This is a genomic window from Streptomonospora alba, assembly GCF_000826685.1.
Taxonomy (GTDB): domain Bacteria; phylum Actinomycetota; class Actinomycetes; order Streptosporangiales; family Streptosporangiaceae; genus Streptomonospora; species Streptomonospora alba.
On sequence record NZ_JROO01000055.1, the window covers coordinates 1 to 20,450 of the forward strand.

The 20,450-nt window shown below is 73.3% G+C and carries 18 protein-coding genes and 1 pseudogene; 6 read left to right on the forward strand and 13 right to left on the reverse strand.

Going from position 1 to position 20,450, the window contains the following annotated elements; translation table 11 throughout:
- Positions 1 to 194 precede the first annotated feature (194 nt).
- From LP52_RS23815 to LP52_RS23850, 8 genes and pseudogenes are all read right to left on the reverse strand, one after another.
- Positions 195 to 620 carry a DUF1707 SHOCT-like domain-containing protein gene (locus LP52_RS23815; protein ID WP_040276644.1) on the reverse strand — a complete coding sequence of 142 codons (426 nt, stop codon included), beginning with the start codon at positions 618 to 620 and terminating at the stop codon, positions 195 to 197.
- A gap of 156 nt (positions 621 to 776) precedes the next feature.
- A pseudogene (locus LP52_RS23820) lies at positions 777 to 1,553 on the reverse strand (inositol monophosphatase family protein); the annotation flags it as partial.
- A 17-nt stretch (positions 1,554 to 1,570) separates the two neighbouring features.
- Positions 1,571 to 2,605, reverse strand: a complete 1,035-nt coding sequence (locus tag LP52_RS23825; RefSeq protein WP_040276645.1) for an ATP-grasp domain-containing protein — start codon at positions 2,603 to 2,605, stop codon at positions 1,571 to 1,573.
- Positions 2,606 to 2,869: 264 nt separating this feature from the next.
- Positions 2,870 to 3,520, reverse strand: a complete 651-nt coding sequence (locus LP52_RS23830; RefSeq protein WP_040276646.1) for an HAD family hydrolase — start codon at positions 3,518 to 3,520, stop codon at positions 2,870 to 2,872.
- Positions 3,521 to 3,636: 116 nt separating this feature from the next.
- Entirely contained in the window at positions 3,637 to 4,173 is a 537-nt protein-coding gene (locus LP52_RS23835; protein ID WP_040276647.1) for a YbhB/YbcL family Raf kinase inhibitor-like protein, read from the reverse strand.
- 102 nt (positions 4,174 to 4,275) lie between these two features.
- Positions 4,276 to 5,025, reverse strand: a complete 750-nt coding sequence (locus LP52_RS23840) for a PIG-L deacetylase family protein (RefSeq protein WP_052810211.1) — start codon at positions 5,023 to 5,025, stop codon at positions 4,276 to 4,278.
- A 112-nt stretch (positions 5,026 to 5,137) separates the two neighbouring features.
- Positions 5,138 to 6,289, reverse strand: coding sequence for an MFS transporter (locus LP52_RS23845; protein ID WP_238581072.1), 1,152 nt, complete (start codon positions 6,287 to 6,289; stop codon positions 5,138 to 5,140).
- 329 nt (positions 6,290 to 6,618) lie between these two features.
- On the reverse strand, positions 6,619 to 7,653 hold the full coding sequence (locus LP52_RS23850) for an NAD(P)-dependent alcohol dehydrogenase (RefSeq protein WP_040276649.1): 1,035 nt from the start codon (positions 7,651 to 7,653) through the stop codon (positions 6,619 to 6,621).
- A gap of 307 nt (positions 7,654 to 7,960) precedes the next feature.
- Between LP52_RS23850 and LP52_RS23855 the strand changes: the two genes are divergently transcribed.
- The 3 genes from LP52_RS23855 (at position 7,961) to LP52_RS23865 (ending at position 11,705) form a co-directional block, all read left to right on the forward strand.
- Positions 7,961 to 9,202, forward strand: coding sequence for a phospholipase D-like domain-containing protein (locus LP52_RS23855; protein ID WP_040276650.1), 1,242 nt, complete (start codon positions 7,961 to 7,963; stop codon positions 9,200 to 9,202).
- Between the two features lie 105 nt (positions 9,203 to 9,307).
- Complete coding sequence (locus LP52_RS23860; RefSeq protein WP_040276651.1) at positions 9,308 to 10,960, forward strand: sensor histidine kinase; 1,653 nt, start codon at positions 9,308 to 9,310, stop codon at positions 10,958 to 10,960.
- 82 nt (positions 10,961 to 11,042) lie between these two features.
- On the forward strand, positions 11,043 to 11,705 hold the full coding sequence (locus LP52_RS23865) for a response regulator transcription factor (RefSeq protein WP_040276652.1): 663 nt from the start codon (positions 11,043 to 11,045) through the stop codon (positions 11,703 to 11,705).
- A gap of 223 nt (positions 11,706 to 11,928) precedes the next feature.
- Here LP52_RS23865 and LP52_RS23870 read toward each other — a convergent pair whose 3' ends face one another.
- The 3 genes from LP52_RS23870 to LP52_RS23880 form a co-directional block, all read right to left on the reverse strand.
- Positions 11,929 to 12,483, reverse strand: coding sequence for a hypothetical protein (locus LP52_RS23870; RefSeq protein WP_040276653.1), 555 nt, complete (start codon positions 12,481 to 12,483; stop codon positions 11,929 to 11,931).
- 203 nt (positions 12,484 to 12,686) lie between these two features.
- On the reverse strand, positions 12,687 to 13,478 hold the full coding sequence (locus LP52_RS23875; RefSeq protein ID WP_052810212.1) for an ABC transporter permease subunit: 792 nt from the start codon (positions 13,476 to 13,478) through the stop codon (positions 12,687 to 12,689).
- A 2-nt stretch (positions 13,479 to 13,480) separates the two neighbouring features.
- Positions 13,481 to 14,434, reverse strand: coding sequence for an ABC transporter ATP-binding protein (locus tag LP52_RS23880; protein ID WP_052810213.1), 954 nt, complete (start codon positions 14,432 to 14,434; stop codon positions 13,481 to 13,483).
- Positions 14,435 to 14,613: 179 nt separating this feature from the next.
- On the opposite strand from LP52_RS23880, the gene LP52_RS23885 reads away from it, so the two are divergent.
- The 3 genes from LP52_RS23885 to LP52_RS23895 all read left to right on the forward strand — a co-directional run bounded on the left by LP52_RS23885 (position 14,614) and on the right by LP52_RS23895 (position 18,437).
- Positions 14,614 to 16,254: a sensor histidine kinase gene (locus tag LP52_RS23885; protein WP_040276655.1), complete on the forward strand. Its 1,641-nt coding sequence runs from the start codon at positions 14,614 to 14,616 to the stop codon at positions 16,252 to 16,254.
- Positions 16,255 to 16,360: 106 nt separating this feature from the next.
- Positions 16,361 to 17,038, forward strand: coding sequence for a response regulator (locus LP52_RS23890; protein WP_040276656.1), 678 nt, complete (start codon positions 16,361 to 16,363; stop codon positions 17,036 to 17,038).
- Between the two features lie 109 nt (positions 17,039 to 17,147).
- Positions 17,148 to 18,437, forward strand: a complete 1,290-nt coding sequence (locus LP52_RS23895; RefSeq protein ID WP_040276657.1) for an alpha/beta hydrolase family protein — start codon at positions 17,148 to 17,150, stop codon at positions 18,435 to 18,437.
- A gap of 73 nt (positions 18,438 to 18,510) precedes the next feature.
- On the opposite strand, the gene LP52_RS23900 is transcribed toward LP52_RS23895, so the two are convergent.
- The gene (locus LP52_RS23900; protein ID WP_238581073.1) at positions 18,511 to 19,362 is read right to left on the reverse strand and encodes an ABC transporter permease; all 852 of its coding nucleotides are present in this window, start codon (positions 19,360 to 19,362) and stop codon (positions 18,511 to 18,513) included.
- Positions 19,359 to 20,330, reverse strand: coding sequence for an ABC transporter ATP-binding protein (locus LP52_RS23905; protein ID WP_040276658.1), 972 nt, complete (start codon positions 20,328 to 20,330; stop codon positions 19,359 to 19,361). The genes LP52_RS23900 and LP52_RS23905 overlap by 4 nt, the downstream gene beginning before the upstream one ends.
- Positions 20,331 to 20,450 lie beyond the last annotated feature (120 nt).

The window sequence follows — 20,450 nt, forward strand, 5'->3', positions numbered from 1 at the left end:
CTCGGCGCAGGCGTCGCGGTCGGCATCGGAAGCGCGCATCCGGCCTTCCGGGACGCGTTCGTCGTCCAACGCCCACCCCCTGCCGCACGAATGATGGGAATTTCACGATACGCGGCCCACGCGCCGGAGGAAAGCGGCGGACAAACGGTTGGACGAAAGTTGCAGATCAGCGCGGCGGTCGAATGCCCCGGTCGTCAGCGTCGGCAGCCGCCCGAGATGATCACCAGCGCCCAGATGGCGAGCGGCATCGCCGGCCAGAAGCCCTGGAGGTCGCCCGCGGCGATGCTGGAGACCAGCCAGACGGTGATCATCACGCCCGCGCCGCCCATCCAGGTGTTCCACTTGCCGGTGCGCTCCCTCCAGGACGGCGGGGCGTTCTCCCTACCGGTGTGGGCGAGGTCCACCGGGCCGTTGCCGGGGGAGCCGGGCGCGGGGATGTCGGTGGTCAGCGGCGCGAGCTCGCCCACGGTACGAGCGCCCATGGCCGAGTCCAGCCGGGACTGGTATTCGGCGAGGTCCAAGCGTCCGTCCGACAGGGCGTCGGACAGCCGGAGCGCGACGGCGTCGCGGTCGGCGTCTGAGGCGCGGAGCTCATCGCGCGGTGTGAGATCGGGGCTCAACGGTCACGCCTCCTCGTGCAGGTTCTCCTGACAGATTAGACGCGCGGGGCGGCGCGCGGGATCCTCCGTTGGTTGCGGATTCCCGATACGACCGAAGTAGCATTTCTCCGTCGCGGCGCCTCGTCCGGTCGTGCGCGCGCCGCCGTGCTCGCGGTGCCAGGCGGCGACGGCGGCGCATGTCGCTGCGTCGGAGGCGCCGATCACGCCGGTGCCCTCGAAGGAGCCGGTGTAGCCGAACGGGCTGCCGTCCAGGCGCAGCAGTGCGCCCCCCGCTTCCTCCAGCACCAGTCCCGGCGCCGCCGTGTCCCAGTCCCGCACCGCCACGTCCTTGACGAACAGGTGCGCGGCGCCGTCGGCGATGCGGCACAGTTTCAGCGCGATGCTGCCCGACTCCAGGTACCCGCGGCAGCCGAAGCGTTCATAGGCGGCCCGCGCGATCCCGCGCGGCTCGGGCGTGTTGTCGGTGAGCACCCCGGCACCCGGCTCCGGCGCAGCGGTGCGCAGGCGGAGGCCGTCGGCCGCGGCGCCGCGGCCGCGCACGGCCGTGTAGCAGCGGTCGGCCTCGGGGGCGTAGACGGCGGCGACCACGGGACTGCGGCCCTCGATCAGCGCCGCCTGGGTGACGTAGCCGCCGAATCCGTGCACATAGCTGGCCGTGCCGTCGATCGGGTCGATCAGCCAGTAGCGGTCGGGCCGCCGGCCGCCCAACCCGGCGGGGTCCTCCTCACTGAGCACGGGCGCGCCCGGCTCGACACGGCTCAGCCGGGCGCGAAGCTCCTCGTGCGCCATGGCGTCGGCGCGCGCCTTGAACTGGTCGCCCTGCCACACGCCCGCGATGGCCCTGGAGTCGCTCCGCCAGCCGCGCAGCAGCGCCCCCACCTCGCGCACCGCCCGCTCCGCTCCGGACAGCACCGCTGCCCGGGCCGGGGCGATCCCTGCCGAGCCGCCGCTCACGACCCCGCCCCCACCGTCGACTCCGCCGGGGATTCCGCGGCCGGGCTGAGGCCGGCCCCGGTGAAGTCCGCCTCTTCGATGAACTCGTCGGACCACCGGCGCACCATCACGACCCCCTCGCGCCAGTCGCCGGCCAGGTGTGGACCACCGGCGGTGGCCTGCCGCAGCAGACCGCCGACTTCGTCGACCCCGGCGGCCCGGGTCAGCGGAGCCGTGGAGGAGAAGCGCGGGTTGATCTCGAAGATGCGCGGCTCGCCGTCGGAGTCCAGGGCCAGCTGCACATTGAAGGGCCCGTCCGCGCGCAGCTCCTGCTGTACGGCACGGCACACTTCGCTGACGCGCTCGTGGCGGCGTGTCACCGCGTACTTGGTGACGCCGCGCTTGAGCACGACCTCCTTGGGCACGACCGCCTGCACCACGCCGTCGCGCCAGGCCACGACCGAGACGGTGAACTCGGTTCCGGCGATCTCCTCCTGCGCGATCAGCTCGTCGGCGGGCCTGCCGGTCTCGGCCAGCAGCGCGCCCAGCCGGTGGGCCGAGCCCAACCGCACCACGCCCCGGCCGCCGCGCCCTGAGCGTGGCTTGACCACGAGCGGCTCCGCGGGCGGGCCGGTCCACTCGGCGGCGGTCCGGGTGCGCGGTACCGGTAGTCCCGCGTCGGCCAGGCGGCGCATCAGCGCGTACTTGTCCAGGCAGGTCGCCACGAACTCCGGGCGGGGCAGCAGGACGGCGATGCCGTCGTCGGCGAGCCGCGAGACCGCCGCCAGCTCCTCGTCGACCAGCGGCACGAGGGCGGCGGCCCCTTCGCGCAGGCAGATGCCGCGGATCCCGGGCAGGTAGGCGTCGCTCGCGCCCGGCGGGACGAGATGGCAGCGGTCGGCCAGGTAGAGGCCGGGAGCGGTGGGGTCGATGTCGGTGGCCACCACGCGGTAGCCCTGCCGCTGGAGGTCCTGGATGATGCCGGGGGTCTGGGGAGCGCCTGCGGTGGTGACGACGACGGTGGGCCGGCCGGGACGTTCTGCAGCGGACACCGATGGACCTTTCCGTTGGGGCCGGGCTGAGGCGGGCGGTCGGCTCGGGGCTGCTGGGCGCGGTGGCGCGGTGCGGCCGCGAAACCGGCCCCTGCGGGGCGGCGCCCCCGGGCTGGATCATCCGTCTATCGAGACTAGACCGCTTAGGGGTCCCGGATCCGCCGGTGGCCACTTCCGGTTCCCAGGACAACCGGAAGGGGGCCGCGGCGTAGGGGAGGCGGCGCCTGCAGGGCGTCGCGCCGGAGCGTGCCGGGCGCTCCGGCGTCAGCCCGCGGTCGCGGGGCGGCCCGGCGTGTCGAGGAGACCGTGTCCGGCCAGGAAGGCCGCCAAGCCGTCGTCTCCGGCGTAGTGGTGGGCGGCGATGCCCAGTCGCTTGGCCGCGAGCACGTTCTCCTCGCGGTCGTCGACGAAGGCTGTGCGCTCCGGCGCGGCGCCCAGCTCGCCCAGCACGCGCTCGTAGATCGCGGGGTCGGGCTTGCACAGGCCCAGCTCGGAGCTGAAGAACAGCGCGTCGAAGCCGGCCGTCATCGGCGCGTTGCGCAGCGCACCGGAGATGTCCAGGGGTGCGTTGGACAGCAGCGCCGTGCGTACACCGCGCCGCCCCAACAGGTCCAGAACGCGCGCGGTCTCCTCGCGGACGTGCAGCCACGAGCCCACATCCAGCGCCCACAGCCCGTGGAGCGTGGCGGCGTCCCAGTCGGCACCCGCCCGCGCGGCCACCCGGTTCCAGTACTCCGCACCGCCGATCCCGCCGTCGTAGGCGGGGCGCTCGCTCCAGTAGGCCGACCACAGATCGTCGGCCGGTACCCCGGCCAGCTCCTCCATCTTCGCCCGGTCCTCGCGTGGCGGGCTCAGGGAGATCACGTCGCCGTAGTCGAAGACGACCACGTCGATGCCCGAGCTGTCTGCGCCCATGTCCGTATGCACCTCGCCTGTGTCGGAGATTGTCCTCGTCGTACCCGTGAACGCCCCTGTCGGCGCCGAGGCGGGGGCGCCCCGGCCGGGGCGCCCCCGCATGCCGGCTGCGGTGGCTACGCGACCTCGTAGACCGGCGCGATGATCGCGCGCCCGATCGAGTGGAAGAAGAGGTTGAAGCCGAGGAACGCGGGCGATGCGGTCTCGTCGATGCCCAGCGACTCCACGTCCACCGCGTGCACAGCGAACATGTAGCGGTGCGGGCCGTGCCCGCCGGGCGGCGCCGCGCCGATGTAGCGCCGGGCGCCGGCGTCGTTGCGCAGAGTCAGCGCACCCGCGGGCAGCCCCGAGCCGGATTCGTCGCCGGCGCCGGCGGGCAGTTCGGTGGTGCTCGCGGGGATGTCGCACACCGCCCAGTGCCAGAATCCGCTGGCCGTGGGCGCGTCGGGATCGAAGCAGGTGACCGCGAAGCTGCGGGTGCCCTCGGGGAAACCGGTCCAGGACAGGTGCGGCGAGACGTCCTCGCCTCCCGCCCCCATGATGCCGCTGACCTGCGGGTTCGACAGAGTCTTGCCGTCGGCGACGTCGTCGCTGGCCACGCTGAACGACGGAACGGAGGGCAGGAATTCGTAAGGAGAAGGCGGCTGTGCCACGTCGGGCCTCCTGAGTGATCGGGTGTCTGGGCCGGGGCGGGTCCGCCCCGTGCCCCTGCTACCAATGAGCCCCCAACACCTATCGCGTGTGCCGCGACTTCGCTAACGCGTGTCGACGTGTTGGAAGGCCTCGGCCAGCCGGTCCTCGCCCAGGCCGCCGCCGACCGCCTGCTCGGCGAGCCAGGGGCGCAGCGCCTCGCCCAGTTCCGCGACGTCGCCGATCTGGCTGGCGTGGCAGGACAGAGCGGTCAGCTTGCGGTCGAAGACGTCGGTGATGTCGCTGAAGCGGTCCGGCGAGGGCCCGTGGACCAGCCACACCTCGGGGACCTTCCACGGCTCCAGCCCTTCCTCGGCGAGCAGTTCGGGGTGGGCGTGCGGGTTGCGGGCGTCGGGGTAGACGGCGTTGATCCCGGCCTCGCCGGTTGCCAGGTGATCGGGGTGGCTGGGCGCGATCCGCTTCCAATCGCGCTCGGGACTGGGGAGGACCACGCGTTGAGGGCGGACCCGGCGAACGACCCTGGCGATGTCGCGGCGCAGGTCCAGCGTGGGCAGCACCCGGCCGTCGCCGTAACCCAGAAACCTGACGTCGTGCACCCCCACGGCCTCGGCGGCCTTGCGCTGCTCGCTGCGGCGCAGGTCGGCCAGCGCGCCGGTGTCCAGGGTCCTGTCGTCTCCGCCCGCCTCGCCGTCGGTCACCATCAGGTAGGTCACCTCGACCCCCGCGTCGGTCCACAGCGCGACCGTGCCGGCGCAGGCGAAGTCGACGTCGTCGGGGTGGGCCATGACGACCAGCGCGCGGTCGATCCCGTCGGTGTGCTCGGTCCGGCCGCCGGCCCGGTTCCCGTTCGGCATGGGCGCCTTCCTCCTTCACGTGTCTTGCGGAGCCGCCCGCTGCGGCGGCCCCGGATCGAACAGCGTTGCACCGGCCTTGCGGATTCCGCTACTCGTGCCGCACGAGCGCGGATCACCCGCCGCGCAGCGCCCTGGCCGCGCCCGGATAGGCCAGCGCGGCCAGGGCGAACAGCGCCGCCGGGGCCAGCCAGACCGACCCCAGCGCATAGCCCGCGTAGACGAGGACCGTCACCGCCTCGGCGCCGAACCCGCCCAGGGACGAGACGGTCGCCCGCGCGTCCTCGCCCACACTGTCTTGAAGCCGCGCTTCGGCCGCGGCCCCGGCCCACTCGCTCACACCGAAGGTGACGGCGAGCAGGACCAGTCCCGCCGGGTGGCCCACGAGCGCGCCGACGGCCATGCAGCAGCCGGCGGCCACCAGCGCCGGCGCGGTGCTGCGGGTGCGGCGCCCCGCGAGCCAACCGCCCACCACCGTGCCGGCCGAGACGACCAGCAGGGCCAACGGCACCGCCGGGGTGCTCAGCCCCGTGGAGCGCGCGAGCAGGGGCAGGTACTCGTCCATGGCCCCGGAGACGCCGACCAGCAGACCGAGTGTCAGCAGCGCCCTGCGCGCCGCCGGAGAGGCCCGGACCTCGGCCAGCGCCCCACGCGACACCGCGGCCGCCGAGGCCGCGGCCCAGCGCAGGGACCGGCGCGGCCGCCGTCTGCCGTGTGCCGCGCGGCGAGCCGCGGTGCGCCGCGCGTGCTCCCCCTCGGCCGGCAGCGACCGGCCCGCCAGCGCGCACGCCAAGGCCGCCAGCACGCTCGCGGCGCCCGCCGCGGTGTAGCCTCCGGCGCCCAGTACCGGAATCGCGGCCACCGAGGCGACCATGATGGCGGTGGTGGCCGCCGCGCGCGAGCGCCCGATCAAGCGCGTGTAGGTCTCGCTCACCCACGTGTCCGCCGCCTGCCCGCCGGGGGCGCGGAATCCGGGGTCCCCGTCCGGGTGAGCGGCCCCGGCGCGGCCGGGTGCGGCAGGACGGCCGGCGATGTGCGCGAGCTCGGAGTAGACCAGGGCCTCAAGAGCCCCCGAGCGCATCGCCGCCCCGGCGCCCCAGAGCACGAAGCCCGCGGCGAAGGAGGCGTAGCCCGGTGCGAAGGTCCACAGCCCGAATCCGGCCGCGCTGAGCAGCGGAGCGCAAGAGACCAGCAAGCGGCGCGAGCAGAGATCGGCCAGCACGCCGGAGGGGATCTCCAGCACCATGCCGGTCACCGACCACAGCACGAACAGCGAGGAGATCCGGGCAGGACTCAGCCCGGCGTCGGCGAAAAGCAGCGAATAGACCGGGTACAGGAGGACGAGGTCCTCCAGGAACGCATACCCGTACAGCGCGCGGGCGAGCCGCGCCTCGGCAGCGGGTCAATGTCGTCGCTTGTGCATACCGACCACCATAGACGCCCCGTCCGTCGAGCGCACGGGTGTTTCCCCAGAGCCACCGGCCGCATCCCGCCGGAGAGACCCGCGGCTTGCGCACCGCCCCGCACAACCGGGAGACGCCGCGGTCGGTGAAGAGCGTTCCCCCGGAAAGGGCGCCGCCGGGATACCGGTTCGGATCAGGGGACGACGACCGCTCGGCCCTTGACGAGGCCGGCTTCCATCCGCTCGTAGGCCTCGGGTCCGCTCTCGATGCCGTAGCGCTCCACGTGGACGTCGAGTACGCCTTGGCGGGCCAGGTCGATCAGCTCGATCAGCTCCGAGCGGGTGCCCCAGTAGGTGATGCCGGTCCGCGAGCCGAAGGGCACCGACTCGAATCCGACCTCGACCGTGCCGCCGCCGATGCCGACCAGGGCGAGGTCGCCGTCCTGGCCGACCATGCGCCGGGCCAGGGCGGTGGTGGCCGCGGCTCCGACGAAGTCGAACACGGCCGCTGCGCCCAAGCCTCGGCTGAGGTCGCGCACCGCTTCCAGCGCGGACTCGTCCGAGGGCAGCGTGTGTTGGGCCCCGCTGCGCCGCGCCAGCTCCAGACTCTCCTCGCGCACGTCCAGCGCCACCACGGTGGCCGCGCTGAGCCGGCGCAGCAGCTGCACAGCGATGTGGCCCAGCCCCCCGACGCCGATCACCACGGTGACACTGCCTGCCACGAGCCGGTCCAGCGACCGCTTGATCGCGTGGTAGGGAGTCAGCCCGGCGTCGGTCAGCGGAACCGTCTGCACCGGATCGAGGTCGCCGATGGGCACCACGTGCCGCTCGGAGTCGATGAGCACGTATTCGGCCAGTGCACCCTGCGAGCCCAGCCCCGGCGGGAAGACGCCCAGCCGCGCCGCGTGCGGGCAGTAGTTCTCCCGACCCTGGGCACACATCCGGCACACGCCGCAGCCCCACGGCCCGTAGACCACGACCGATTCGCCCACCGATACCCGGGAGACGCCCGGGCCCACGGACTCGACGCGGCCGGCGCCCTCGTGGCCCAGCGTCATCGGCAGCTCGTAGGGGAACCCGTCGGCCGGCCAGCTCATCACGGCGAGATCGGAGTGGCACAGGCCCGCCGCCGTGACCTTCAGCAGCAGCTGTCCCGGTCCGGGTTCGGGCACCTCGACGTCGGTGACACGGGGTTTCTCGCCCACGCTCATGTACCGGACCGCGCGCACGGCCGACTCCCTTCGTTCGGGTTCCCCGGCGGCGCCGCAGGTGGGCGGGCCTGCGGCCATCATCGGACGGCCCGCACGCGCCGGTCACGCCGCAACGCCGACGTCACGGCGCCGCGCGCGGCGCGCGGGGGCGACAGTCGGGCCCCTCCTGTCCAGGGCCGAAGGGCCGCCCGGGCCGACGGATCCGCGCCCTCCCGGGCCTGTGCGGACGCGCACGGTACGGTTGGGCTCCTGTAACGCCTCGACCCGCGCCGCCGCCAGGCGGCACGACCCGGATGGGGAGACTCTCCGGACTGGAGACAGCACGATGCCGCGTAGACGCAACATGGTGGCCACCGTGCTCCTGCGCACGTTGCTGGGCTTTCTGGGCGCCCAGCTCCTCGTGGTTCTCGGGCTCACCGCCGTCAACCAGTGGCGCAAGCGGGTTCGGCCGCGGCGCGCCGACTTCCCGCGTACCCCGCCCAAGGCGCTGCCGGTGGGCGCGAGCGAGATCACCGTCTACACCTATGGCGAGGACCTCTACCGCGACATGCTCGAAGCGATCCGCGGTGCTCGCCACCGGATCATGTTCGAGTCCTTCATCATCAAGAACGACGCCACCGGGCGCCGGTTCAAGCGGGCGCTGATCGCGGCGGCCGAGCGCGGCGTCGACGTCTACGTCGTCTACGACTCCTTCGCCAACCTCGTCGTGCCGCGCACGTTCTTCCGGTTCCCGCCCGGCGTCCACGTCCTGGCCTACCCGCTGCTGCGGCCGGGCCTGCTGCTGCTGGACATCAGCAAGGGCGGGCGCGACCACCGCAAGATCCTCGCGGTCGACGGCGAGATCGGCTTCGTCGGCGGCTACAACGTGGGCTCGGTCTACGCCACCCAGTGGCGCGACACCCACGTGCGGGTGACGGGCCCCTCGGCATGGGAGCTGGAGAACGCGTTCCGCGATTTCTGGAACATGCTCCGCGGCGAGGACCAGCCGGTCATCGCCGACACCGGAACTCCCGACTGGTCGCCGGCCCTGCGCGCCCACCGCAACGTGCCCGAGCAGCTGATCTACCCCATCCGCGGGATGTATCTGGAGGCCATCGACCGGGCGCGCGAGCACCTCTACATCACCCAGGCCTACTTCATCCCCGACCACCAGATCCTGCGCGCCCTGATCGACGCCGCCCAACGCGGTGTGGACGTGCGTCTGCTGGTTCCCGAGGACTCCAACCACGTCGTCGCCGACTGGATCTCCCGCGGTTTCTACGGCGAGCTGCTGCGCGGCGGCGTGAAGCTGTACCTGTACCAGCACGCGATGGTGCACGCCAAGACCGCCACCATCGACCGGCGCTGGTCGACGATCGGCACGGCCAACGTCGACCGGCTCAGCCTCACCGGCAATTACGAGATCAACGTCGAGGTTTTCGACGCCGACCTGGCCGCCCACCTGGAGCGGGTCTTCGCCAAGGACACGACCAACGCCCGGCTGCTCACTCCCGAGGAGTGGTCCGGCCGGCCGCTGGTGGCCAAGCTGTGCGAGGCGCTGCTGCAGCCGCTGCGCCCGCTGCTGTGAGCCGGCCTTTGGCGGCGTGTCAGCAGCTGACCTGCCCTTCGGCCTGCACAGGCCACAACTTTCGGCAGTGCCGCCGCGGGCGATCGCGGCGGTAGCGTCGCGGCCATGGGACAGCCGGGTGCCGCCGCCGCGCGCGCGGTTCGGGAGCTGCTGCGGCCGCTGAGCGGCCGGCCGACGCTGCGCACCGCCGTCGTAGACCTGCTGCTGTGGCTCGCGGCGAGCCTGCCGACGGTACTGGAGTACACCGCGCACCTCGCGGGTTCCCCGGGCGCGAAGCTGGAGTCGCCGGCCGAGACCGCGGCGGCGTGTGCGGCGCTGGCCGCAGCGTTCGCCGCCAGCCGCCCCTACCCTCTGCCCGCCGCCCTGCTGGTCCTTGTGCTGTCACAGGTCTGGGCGCCGACCGGCTTCATCCTCGCTCTGACGATGCTGTGCTACCTGCTGGGGCGGCGCGACGAGCGGGTGTGGCTGACCGGGGCGGCGACCCTCGTCTGCGTCGCCGCACTCGCGATCAGCGTGGCCCTCGATCCCGAAGTGCTCTTCCGTGTGCCCGGGATGATGATGACCTACGTGTTCACCATCGTGCTGCCGTGGATGGTCGGCAGCTACCTGCGCCAACGCGAGAACCTCGACGAGGCCGGCTGGGAGCGGGCGCGCCGGCTCGAGCGCGAGCAGCGCATCGCCCAAGACGAGGCGCGGCTGCGCGAGCGCTCCCGCATCGCCCAGGACATGCACGACTCGCTGGGACACGAGCTGAGCCTGCTCGCGTTGCGCGCGGGCGGCCTGGAGCTGGCCCCCGACATGCCCGAGCGCCACCGCACCTCGGCGGCGGAGCTGCGCGAGAGCGCCACCACGGCCACCGAGCGGCTGCGCGAGATCGTCGGCGTGCTGCGCGAGTCCGGCGACCCCGCCCCGACGGATCCGGCCGGAGAGGGGATCGTCGAGGTCGTCGAGCGCGCGCGGCGATCCGGAGTCGACGTGGCGCTGGAGCGCACGGGGACCTGGGAGGGCGTCGCTCCCATGGTCGACCGGGCCGCCCACCGGGTCGTCCAGGAGGGTCTGACCAACGCCACCAAGCACGCGCCCGGTGCGCCGGTGCGGGTCCGGCTGGAGCGCTCAGCCGAGGAGATCGCGGTCACGGTCGCCAACCGTGCGCCTCGCGAACCCGCGCCGCGGCCCTCGGACGCCCCCGGAGGCGGGCGCGGACTCGTGGGACTGGCCGAGCGCGTCCGGCTGGCCGGTGGCACCCTGGAGTCCGGCGAGCGCGGCGGCGGGTTCGCGGTCGTCGCCCGCTTCCCCGCCGACGGAAGGCCTGCTGCCGCGAACGAGGGCGGGCCCGGGGACGGGTCCGCCTCCGCAGCGGCCGACGAGCACCGGCGCGCGGTGCGGCGCAGCCTGCGCCGGCGCACGGTGTCGATGATCGCGGCCGGCGCGGCACTGGTGGCGGTGGGGCTCGCTTTCGCGGCGGGCGGCTCCTACCTGCGCATGGCGTCGGCCACGATGGAGCCCGCCGAGTACGAAGACCTGCGCGTGGGGACGCCCCTGGAGCAGGTGGAGCCGCAGCTGCCCTGGCAGCAGTACGATCCGGCCGTGGACGCCGACGACAGCGCCGCGCCCGAGCGCTACGACTGCCGCTACTACCGGTCCGACGAGGGCTTCCCCAGCGGCGAATACACCGTGTTCCGGCTGTGCTTCAACGAGGGCGAACTGGTGTCCAAAGACGTGCTGGAGGACCCGGGCACCTCCGCGAGCGACGGGTGAGCGGCCACAGGGATGCGCGCCGGTGGCCCAGCCGGGCGCGGGCCGTATGCGAGATCCGTGGTGAGAAAGGACGTGGGCGCCGATGATCCGGGTGCTGCTGGCCGACGACGAGGCGATGATCCGGGCGGGGGTGCGGGCGATCCTAAACACCGACGGGGGGATCGAGGTCGTCGCCGAGGCCGCCGACGGCCGCGAGGCGATCGAACTGACCGCCTCGCACCGCCCCGACGTAGCGCTCCTCGACATCCGCATGCCTCGCCTCGACGGGCTCAGCGCCGCCGCCGAGATACGGCGGGAGGTCCCCTCCACCGCCGTGGTCATCCTCACCACCTTCGACGAGGACGCCTACATCTCCCGCGCATTGAGCGAGGGCGCGGCGGGCTTCCTGCTCAAAGCGGGCGACCCGCGCGAGCTGGTGCAGGGGGTGCGCGCGGTGGCCGACGGCGCCGCCTACCTGTCTCCCAGGGTGGCCCGCCACGTCATCGACGAGCTCAGCGGCGGCGGCCGGATGAGTCGCGGCGCCGAGGCCCGCGCCCGCACCGCCGAGCTGACCGAGCGCGAGCGCGACGTGCTCGCGCTGGTGGGCTCCGGGCTGTCCAACGCCGAGATCGCGGGTCGGCTGTACCTGGTGGAGGGCACGGTCAAGAGCTACGTCAGCGCCATCCTGAACCGGCTGGGCATGCGCAACCGCGTCCAGGCGGCGATCCTCGCCTACGAGGCGGGCCTGGTGGAGGCCGACGTCTAGGTTCTGTTTCTTGACGGGCAGGGCGCGCCAGGGTATGCGGCCGGTCCGGTCCCGGCTCTACGCATCAGCGTTGATCTTGTACCTGCGGTCATTGTGAGCGACTTGGTGTCAACTGGTGAGTGCAAGCGGGTCAGGTCGCCTGGAGCACCTCGTTGAGGCGCCGGGCCGGGGTGCTCCATCCCAGGGTCTGGCGCGGCCCGTGCCGCCGCATATCGGCGCGGAACTAGACGCTCTCCAGGAACCGGTTCACGATCGCCGACCATCGCGCCTTGGCCTCGGCGTTCGCCTCGGGCGACGCCAGGCCCGACCGTGTTGCGACGATCGAGGCGCTGCCGTCCTTTCCGGGTTCGCTGGTGACGAGGACGGACGAGCCGTCCGCGGCTTTGGTGCGCCACGTCATGCGCTTCTCCGTGCCGCCGACCCGCGCGTCGGCGGCGACCAGATCGAGCACCTCGCGATCGTCGGCGGCGAACTCCACCCATGCGTCCATGAGCTCCCGCATGCCGAGCTTCGTCGACCTGCTCACACTGGTCTCGAAGGTTCCGTCCGCCCGCTGGCCGGGTACCCGCCGGCCGATGTGGCGCTCGTAGGCGACGGTCACCGACTGCGCCCACCAGCCGGGGTTGTCGACGGTTCCGGCGAGCTCTTCACTCACCCTGAGCGCGATGGTGCGGTGGTCGAGGCCGGGGGCGCCGATACCGGCCATGAACCTCAGCCACGTGTCCCAGGTCCGCCCGGTGGCGCGTTCGATCGGTTCTACGTGAGCGTTCTCCGCCATAGGACTCCCTCTGCGTCCCCGAACCGACAGCTCCGTCGAAGAACCGCTGCGGCTCCGCCTCGGCGGCCGCCGGGTGCGCTGGCCCTCGGGCCGCGCGGCGGCGTAGGACGGGGAGTCGGCCTCTGCCGGTGGTCTTCGGGTGTCGATACAGCATACGGCGGCCCGCCCCGTCCTGGCGGACCGCCGTACGACTGCGTCGCGAGTCAGGCGTCGCGCCTGCTCAGCGCCACGTAGCCGAGTACGAGCGACAGGGCCGCCCAGCCGACCAGCAGCAGCGAGCCCATACCCCAGCCGTAGGGATCGTCGGCTCCGGTCATCAGCGGTGTGCCGGCCATGGCGGGCATGTGGTTCACGATGTCGGTGACGGTGTCGTTCCTGACCATCTGGCTGATCATCGGCACCGCCAGTACGACCCCGACGACCGTCGTGATGGCGCCCGCCGTGCTGCGCATCAGCAGCCCCAGGCCCAGGGTGAACAGTGCGAGTCCCATCAAGTAGCCGCCGACACCCACGACCCCGTGCAGGACGGACGCCGTCCCATAGGTCACCGAGTCGCCGAACACCCCCGCGGTCACCGCGATCGTCGCCGCGCCCGCCGCGCACCCGGCCGCGAAGGTCGCGACCGCCAGGACCGCGATCTTGGCGATCAGCATGCGGCCGCGCCGGGGCACCGTCGTCAGCGTGGTGCGCATCGCGCCGGTGGCGTACTCGCCCGTCACCGCCAGCGCGGCGACCGCCACCACCGCGAACTGGCTCAGCAGCGTGGACACGATCGCGAGTGTGTTGGCGGCCGGAGTGTCGCCGCTGTCGCTCGCCGTCAGCGCCAGTCCTGCGAGCGCCGCCGTACCCGCCGTGGCCAGCACCGCCACGACCAGGCACAGCCAGGTGGAGCGCAGGCCCCACAGCTTGGTCCACTCCGCCGCCACGGCTCCGATCAGCCCGCCGCCACGGGCCTGCTGCGGCGCTGTGCCGCGCGTCTGTGCTGTCGCCGCCATGGTCACACCCGTTCCTTCTCGTCGATGCCCTCTGCCGCCGAGTCCTCGGCCTGAGCAGGAGCTCCGAACTCCACACTGGAAGCCGTCAGTTCCATGTAGGCCTGCTCCAGCGACGCCTCGCGCGGGCTGAGCTCGTTGATCCGCACGCCCGCCTGATGGGCCACGCCGCCGACGCGGTCCATGGTCCCGCCGGTCACGATCAGCTCGTCGCCGCCGCGGCTCTCCACCCGCATCCCGGCGACCAGCAGCTGCTGCTCCAGCTCGTCGGCCTGGGGCGTGCGCACCCGCACCGCGGTCAGCGAGCTGGCCTCGATGACCTCGGCGACGGGCGCGTCGGCGATGAGCCTGCCCTTGCCGATGACCACGAGCTGGTCGGCCGTCGCCTGCATCTCGCTCATGAGGTGGCTGGACACGAACACCGTGCGGCCCTCGGCGGCCAGCGAGCGCATCAGCCCGCGGATCCACCGCACGCCGTCGGGGTCGAGGCCGTTGACCGGCTCGTCGAACATCAGGATCCCCGGGTCGCCCAGCAGCGCACCGGCGATCCCCAGCCGCTGCCCCATGCCCAGCGAGAACTTCCCCGACCGGTGGCCGGCGACCTCGGTCAGACCGACCGTCTCCAGTACCTCGTCCACGCGGCGCAGCGGCAGCCCGTTGCTGCGCGCCATCGCCTTGAGGTGGTTGCGGGCGGTCTGGCCGGGATGCACCGCCTTGGCGTCCAGCAGTGCGCCGATCCGGCGCATCGGGTGGCGCAGCTCGGCGTAGGGCTTGCCCTCGACCAGGGCCCGGCCCGCCGTGGGGCGGTCCAGTCCCAGCACCATCCGCATCGTCGTCGATTTCCCGGCGCCGTTGGGGCCCAGGAACCCGGTGACCTTTCCGGGCGTGAGATCGACGGAGAGCCGGTCGACGACGACCTTGTCCCCGTAGCGTTTCGTCAGGTCCTGAAGGCTGATCACGCTGTCCTCGCTCCTCGTCCTCGCGATGTCGATACAGACGACACTAGGGCTGCGCACCACGGCGCCACAGTGCGCGATCGGCAGCCTGGACCCCCTACTTTCGGCAGGGGTGCGCGCGCCGCGCCCCCGCCGAAAGACCGGGGCCGGGCAGCTGCGACGGGCGCTCTAGGCTGGTGGGCATGGGGAACCGGTGGGCACCCCGGTGGCCGGCGCCGGGCGCGTGGCGGCGTATCGCCGTCGATGCCGCGCTGTGGGCCGGCTGCACCGCCCTCATCGCCCAGGAGGTCTTCGACGTCCGGGCCGCGCCGATCGCCGAGACGGCGGCCATGGCGGTGCTGCTGGCCCTCGCCTTCGCGCTGCGGCGCCGGCGGCCGTTCGCCGCGCTCGGACTGGCGCTGGCGGCTCTCGTCGCGCAGGGGGTCGTCATCGCACTCACCCTGACCTCGGGGCTGATCGTGACGTACACGGTGGCCTGCGCGGCGCTGGCCTTCTCGGCCGGGCGGCGCTCGGACCGCACCGCCCCGGTGGTAGCGATGCTCGCCACCGCGGCGCTGGCCACCTTGACGGCCTACGCGCTGACCTGGACCCGCCTCGGCGACGTCCGGGAAACGCTGACCGGCGTCACCGACTGGGCGGGGGGTCTCCTGACGCTCGCCGCGGCGGTGCTCGCACCCTGGTTGCTGGGTCGCTACTGGCGCCGACACGCCGAACTGCGCACGGCCGGCTGGGAGATCGCCGAGCGCATGGAGCGCGCCCGCGACCTGGACGCCGAGCGCGCCCGTCTGCGGGAGCGCGCCAGCATCGCCACCCGGATGCACGACTCCCTCGGCCACGACCTGGCGCTGATCGCCGTGCGCGCCGGCGCCCTGGAGATGGCGCCCGAGGGCGGGGACACCCGCGCGGCGGCGGCCGAGCTGCGCGCCGCCGCGCACGGCGCCAATCTGCGGCTGCGCGAGGTCATCGGGGTGCTGCGCGAGGATGCGGGACAGGCCGATCCCGGCCGGGACGACGGCGGCGAGGACGTCGCCGCTCTGGTCGACCGCGCGGTGCGCGCGGGACTGGACGTGCGGCTGCTGCGGGAGGGAACCGACCTCGACCCCGCGTCGCCGGCGGGGCGGGCGGCGCACCGCGTCGTGCAAGAGGCGCTGACCAACGCGGCCCGGCACGCCCCCGGAGCCGAGGTGACCGTGCGGGTGGTGCGCGAGGAAGGCGCGACCGCGATACGGGTGTCGGACAGCGGTGCCGCGACCGCCGCCGCGCCGTCCGCGCCCGCGGGCGGCGGCGGAACGGGGCTGGCCGGGCTGCGAGAGCTCGTCGCGGGGATGGGCGGCGGCTTCCGCGCAGGTCCGGGCGGGGAAGGGGACCGTGAGGGGAGCGGGTTCACTGTGGCCGCGCGTATCCCCGACGCCGCCGAGCCGCCGGCCGCGGCCGAGTCCGAGGGCACCGAGACGGGGCGGCGGTTGAGCGGTGCGCGCCGCAGCGCCCGCCGGAGGTTGGCGACGGCGGTGACCGTCCCGCCGGCCTTGGCCGCGGCCGTGGTCGCCGCCGGGTTCGCCGTGCTGTGGTACGTCGGCGCCAACTCGGTGCTGCCCGAGGACGACTACGCGCGGCTGAGCGTCGGCCAGGACCGCGCCGCCGTCGAACGGGAGCTGCCCCGCTTCGACTACCCGGCCCGCGGCCTGGTGGACCCCCCGCCCGCGCCGCCCGGCTCGACGTGCCGCTACTACCTCGTCGAATACGAGAACGGGCTGCCGCCGGTCTACCGGCTGTGCTTCGCCGAAAAGCACCTGGTGGCCAAGGACCGCATCGCCCGCGAGTGAAGCCGCGGGCGCGCGGAAGCGGCGCGCGTAGGGCGCGGTGAGGGGCGCGTACACCGCTAGGGTGCAGGCGGGCCCGGCACTGCCGGGGCGGGAAGGAGGCGTGCCGGTGATCCGCATCGTGCTGGCCGACGACGAGACCATGGTCCGCGCGGGCATGCGCGCGATCCTCTCGGCCGACCCCGCCATCGAGGTGGTCGGCGAAGCCGCCGACGGCGCCGAGGCGGTCGCGCTGGTGGGTGCGCACCTGCCCGATGTCGCCCTGCTCGACGTGCAGATGCCCGGCACCGGCGGCCTGGAGGCCACCGAGGCCATCACCGGGCGCTTCCCCGGCACCGCCGTCGTCATCCTCACCACCTTCTCCGAGGACGCCTACATCGCGCGGGCGCTGAGCGGCGGCGCGAGCGGGTTCGTGCTCAAGACGGGCGACCCCCGCGAGTTGGTCGCGGGACTGCACGCCGTGGCCAAGGGCGGCGCCTACCTCTCACCCGAGATCGCCCACCGGCTGATCGCCGAGCTCCGCGGCACCGACCGCATGGCGCGCGGCACGGCCGCACGCGAACGCGTCGGCCGGCTCTCGGCACGCGAGCGCGACGTCCTCGCGCTGATCACCGAAGGCCTGTCCAACGAGGACATCGCCGAGCGGCTGGGAATCGTTCCGGGCACGGTGAAGGTGCACGTCGGATCGATCCTCACCCGGCTGGACGCGCGCAACCGCGTGCAGGCGGCGATCCTGGCCTACGAGGCCGGACTGATCGCCGGCGGTCCGTCCGCCCCCGAGCGCTGACCCGCGATCCGAGGGCGTGCGGGCGCCCGCGTCCTATGCCCAAAGAGGTAGTGCCCCGACGACCGGCGGGTCAGGCGCCGGTCACCCGAGGGCGGCGAGGATGCCGGACATGAGAACGACGAACTCCTGCTCACCGACGCGAAGCCGAGCGGTCTCCTACGCCCTCGCAGCCGGTGTCCTCGCTGCCTGCTGCACGGTACCGGCCGCCGACGCGGCCATCACCGAACCCGGCCCGATCCGCCTGGAGCCGCCCGAACCCACCGGGCCTCACGCGATCGGCCGCGCCGATCTGCACCTGGTCGACGAAAGCCGCGGCCACCCCTGGGTGCAGGGCGCGAAGCAGCGGGACGTCGTGGTGTCGGTGTGGTATCCGGCCGAGGACGCCGGCGGCGAGCCCGCCCCCTACATGTCCGATGCCGCCGCCGGCGCCATGTCCAGCGAGATGGAGCAGGTCGGCCTGTCCCGCGACGCCGTCGACTTCGCCGGTTCGACGACCCATGCGGTCGTCGGCGCCGACGTGGCGGACGGGGCGGGAAAACTCCCCGTCCTGCTGTACTCCCATGGATTCAACCAGTCCCGCTACCAGGCCACCGCGCAGCTGGAAGAGCTGGCCGCCCGGGGCTACGCGGTGGTCGCCATGGACCACCCCTACGAAACCGAGGCGGTGCAGCTCCCCGGCGGCCGCGTCCTGCGGGAGAACGCCCCCGACCTCACCGCCGCCACCTACAGGTCCGCGATCGCCACGCGGGTCGCGGACACGCGTTTCGTACTGGACACCGTGGAGCGGATCGCCCGGGGCGGCGATCCGGCCGAGGGCGGGCAGTCGCTGCCGCATGGGTTCGGCGACGCACTGGACCTGTCGTCGATCGGCATGTTCGGCCACTCCGCCGGCGGCCTTACCACCGCCGAGGCGATGCTCGTCGACGACCGGATCGACGCGGGTGTGGACCTCGACGGCAGCATCGCCTACCACGTCGGCGACCAGGAGTGGGCCGAGGCCACCGTGAAGGGCGTCGACCGGCCGTTCATGGTCATGAACGGCGGTCTCAGCAAGGGCGAACCCGACACCAGAGCGCACTCGGCGGACCTGCGGAGGTTTCGCAGGAACTCCACCGGGCCCTTCGCCGAGCTGTTCCTGAAGAACGCCGAGCACATGAGCTTCATCGACACCCAGTGGATGGCGGCACAGGTCGAGGCGGAACTGGACCCCGGCGGTCCGGCATGGGAGGACGAGATCGCGGCCGCGGTCGGCAGCGGCGACAGCCGGGACAGCGTCGCGGCCCAGCGCGCCTACATCACGGCCTTCTTCGACGAGTACGTGCGCGGCCGGGAGCAGCCGCTGCTCGACGGTCCCTCGCCGGAGCATCCGGCGGTCGAGTTCATCGAGTCACCGCGATGACCGGCGCTGAATCCGGACGGCCGCGGCCCGGTCTCCCGGGCCGCGGCGGCGCGCGGTCGCGCCGGGCAGCCGATCAGGCGTCGCGGACGCGCAGTTCGGTGTAGGCGACGATCTGGGCGGCCGCGGCCCAGCCGAGCACGGTGGCCAGGTTGACGGGGCCGTCGTGCGGCGCGGTGTAGAAGCCGACGTCCCCGGCGGCGTAGACCTCGATGGCCGCCGTGCCGGGCAGGTAAGCGGCGGCGTCGTTCAGCGCCTGTACCTCGCTGAGCTGCAGCACCAGAGGGATCCCGATCAGCAGCAGGAAACCGACGCCGATGGTGGCGGCGGTGCCGCGCATCGCGGTGCCCAGGCCCGTGAACAGCACCGCCAGTACCGCCATGCACCCGCCGGCGCCCAGCACCGTGGTCAGGGCGTAGCCGGGGTCGAGCCGGGCGTGGGAACCGACGACACTCCACAGCAGCCCGATGCCCAGCGCCGTCGTCACCGCGCCCGCGGCGAAGGCCAGACCCGCGGTGACGCAGGTGCGCGCCGCCAGAACCAGACCGCGCCGGGGCACGGTCTGCAGCGTCGTGATGACGGCGCGGGTGGAGTACTCGTTGGTGGCCGCCATCGCCGAAAGCGTCAGTACGACGAACTGCACCAGGTAGAACACGCCCTGGGAGGTCAGTTGCGCGTAGGAGAACCCGCTTGCGGCGACGGGGTCCTCCGCGAACCGGTCGGCCGTGGAAACCCCCATCAGCAGCGCGAAGGCGGACATCGCGACCAGTCCCAGGCCCAGGCACCACCAGGTGGCACGCAGCGAGGCCAGCTTGGTCCACTCCATGGCCAGGGCGCGGACCAGCACCCGGGACGCCGATGGAGCCGCCGCGGGGGCGATCGGCCCCTCCGCGACACTACGGGTGAAGGACCGGGCGGTGGCGGTCATGTGCGCTCCTTCGCTGCTGTCGGCGCCGCGCCGGTCGGGCGGGTGCTCGCGCCGCCGCTGAACTCCGTAGCGGTCTCGGTGAGTTCGAGGTAGGCCTGCTCCAGCGACGTCTCGGCGCGGAACAGGGTGTGCACCCGGGCACCGGCGGCGTGCGCCGTGTCGCCCACCTCCTCGGGGGCGAGTCCGTGCACCACCAGCTCGCCGCCCCCGGCGTCCTCCACCCGCACCCGGCCCTCCGCACCGGCGGGCACCGTGCTCAGGTGTTCGGCGAGCAGGGCGGCGTCGGGGGTGCGCACCGTCACCGGCGAGCGCGACCACGCCGCGATCACGTCCGCCATCGGTTCGTCGACCAGCAGCCGCCCGCCGCCGACGACCACCAGGTGGTCGGCGACCAGTTGCATCTCGCTCATCAGGTGGCTGGAGACGAAGACGGTGCGGCCCTCGTCGGCGAGGTCGCGCACGAGGCGGCGGATCCACAGCACCCCGTCCATGTCCAACCCGTTGACCGGTTCGTCGAATACCAGAACCGCGGGGTCGCCCAGGAGCGCGGCGGCGATGCCCAACCGCTGGCGCATGCCCAGTGAGAAGCCGCCGATGCGCTTGCGTGCGACATCCGCCAGCCCCACCTCCTGCAGAACCTCGGCCACGCGCGTGGGCGCCACACCGCTGCCGCGCGCGAGCGCCAGCAGGTGCGCGCGGGCGCTGCGGCCGGGATGCACCGCCGAGGCGTCCAGCAGGGCGCCGACCTCCCGCGTCGGCTCGGGGATCTCGGTGTAGGGGCGGCCGCCGACCAGCGCCGCGCCCGACGTGGGCCGGTCCAGCCCCAGCAGCACCCGCATCGTGGTCGACTTGCCCGCCCCGTTGGGGCCGAGGAAGCCGGTCACCCGGCCGGGCGGGACCTCGAAACCGAGATCGTCCACGGCGACGGTCTCGCCGTAGCGTTTCGTCAGGTGGCGTACTGTCAGCACCTTCGCGCCTCCGCCTTCGTCGTCATCGGATACGGCGACGCTACGGAGACACGGGCGGCGGCACATCGGTTGTTCGTCGCCGCCGGGATATGCCCGAAGGCATAGTCGAACGGCCGCCGA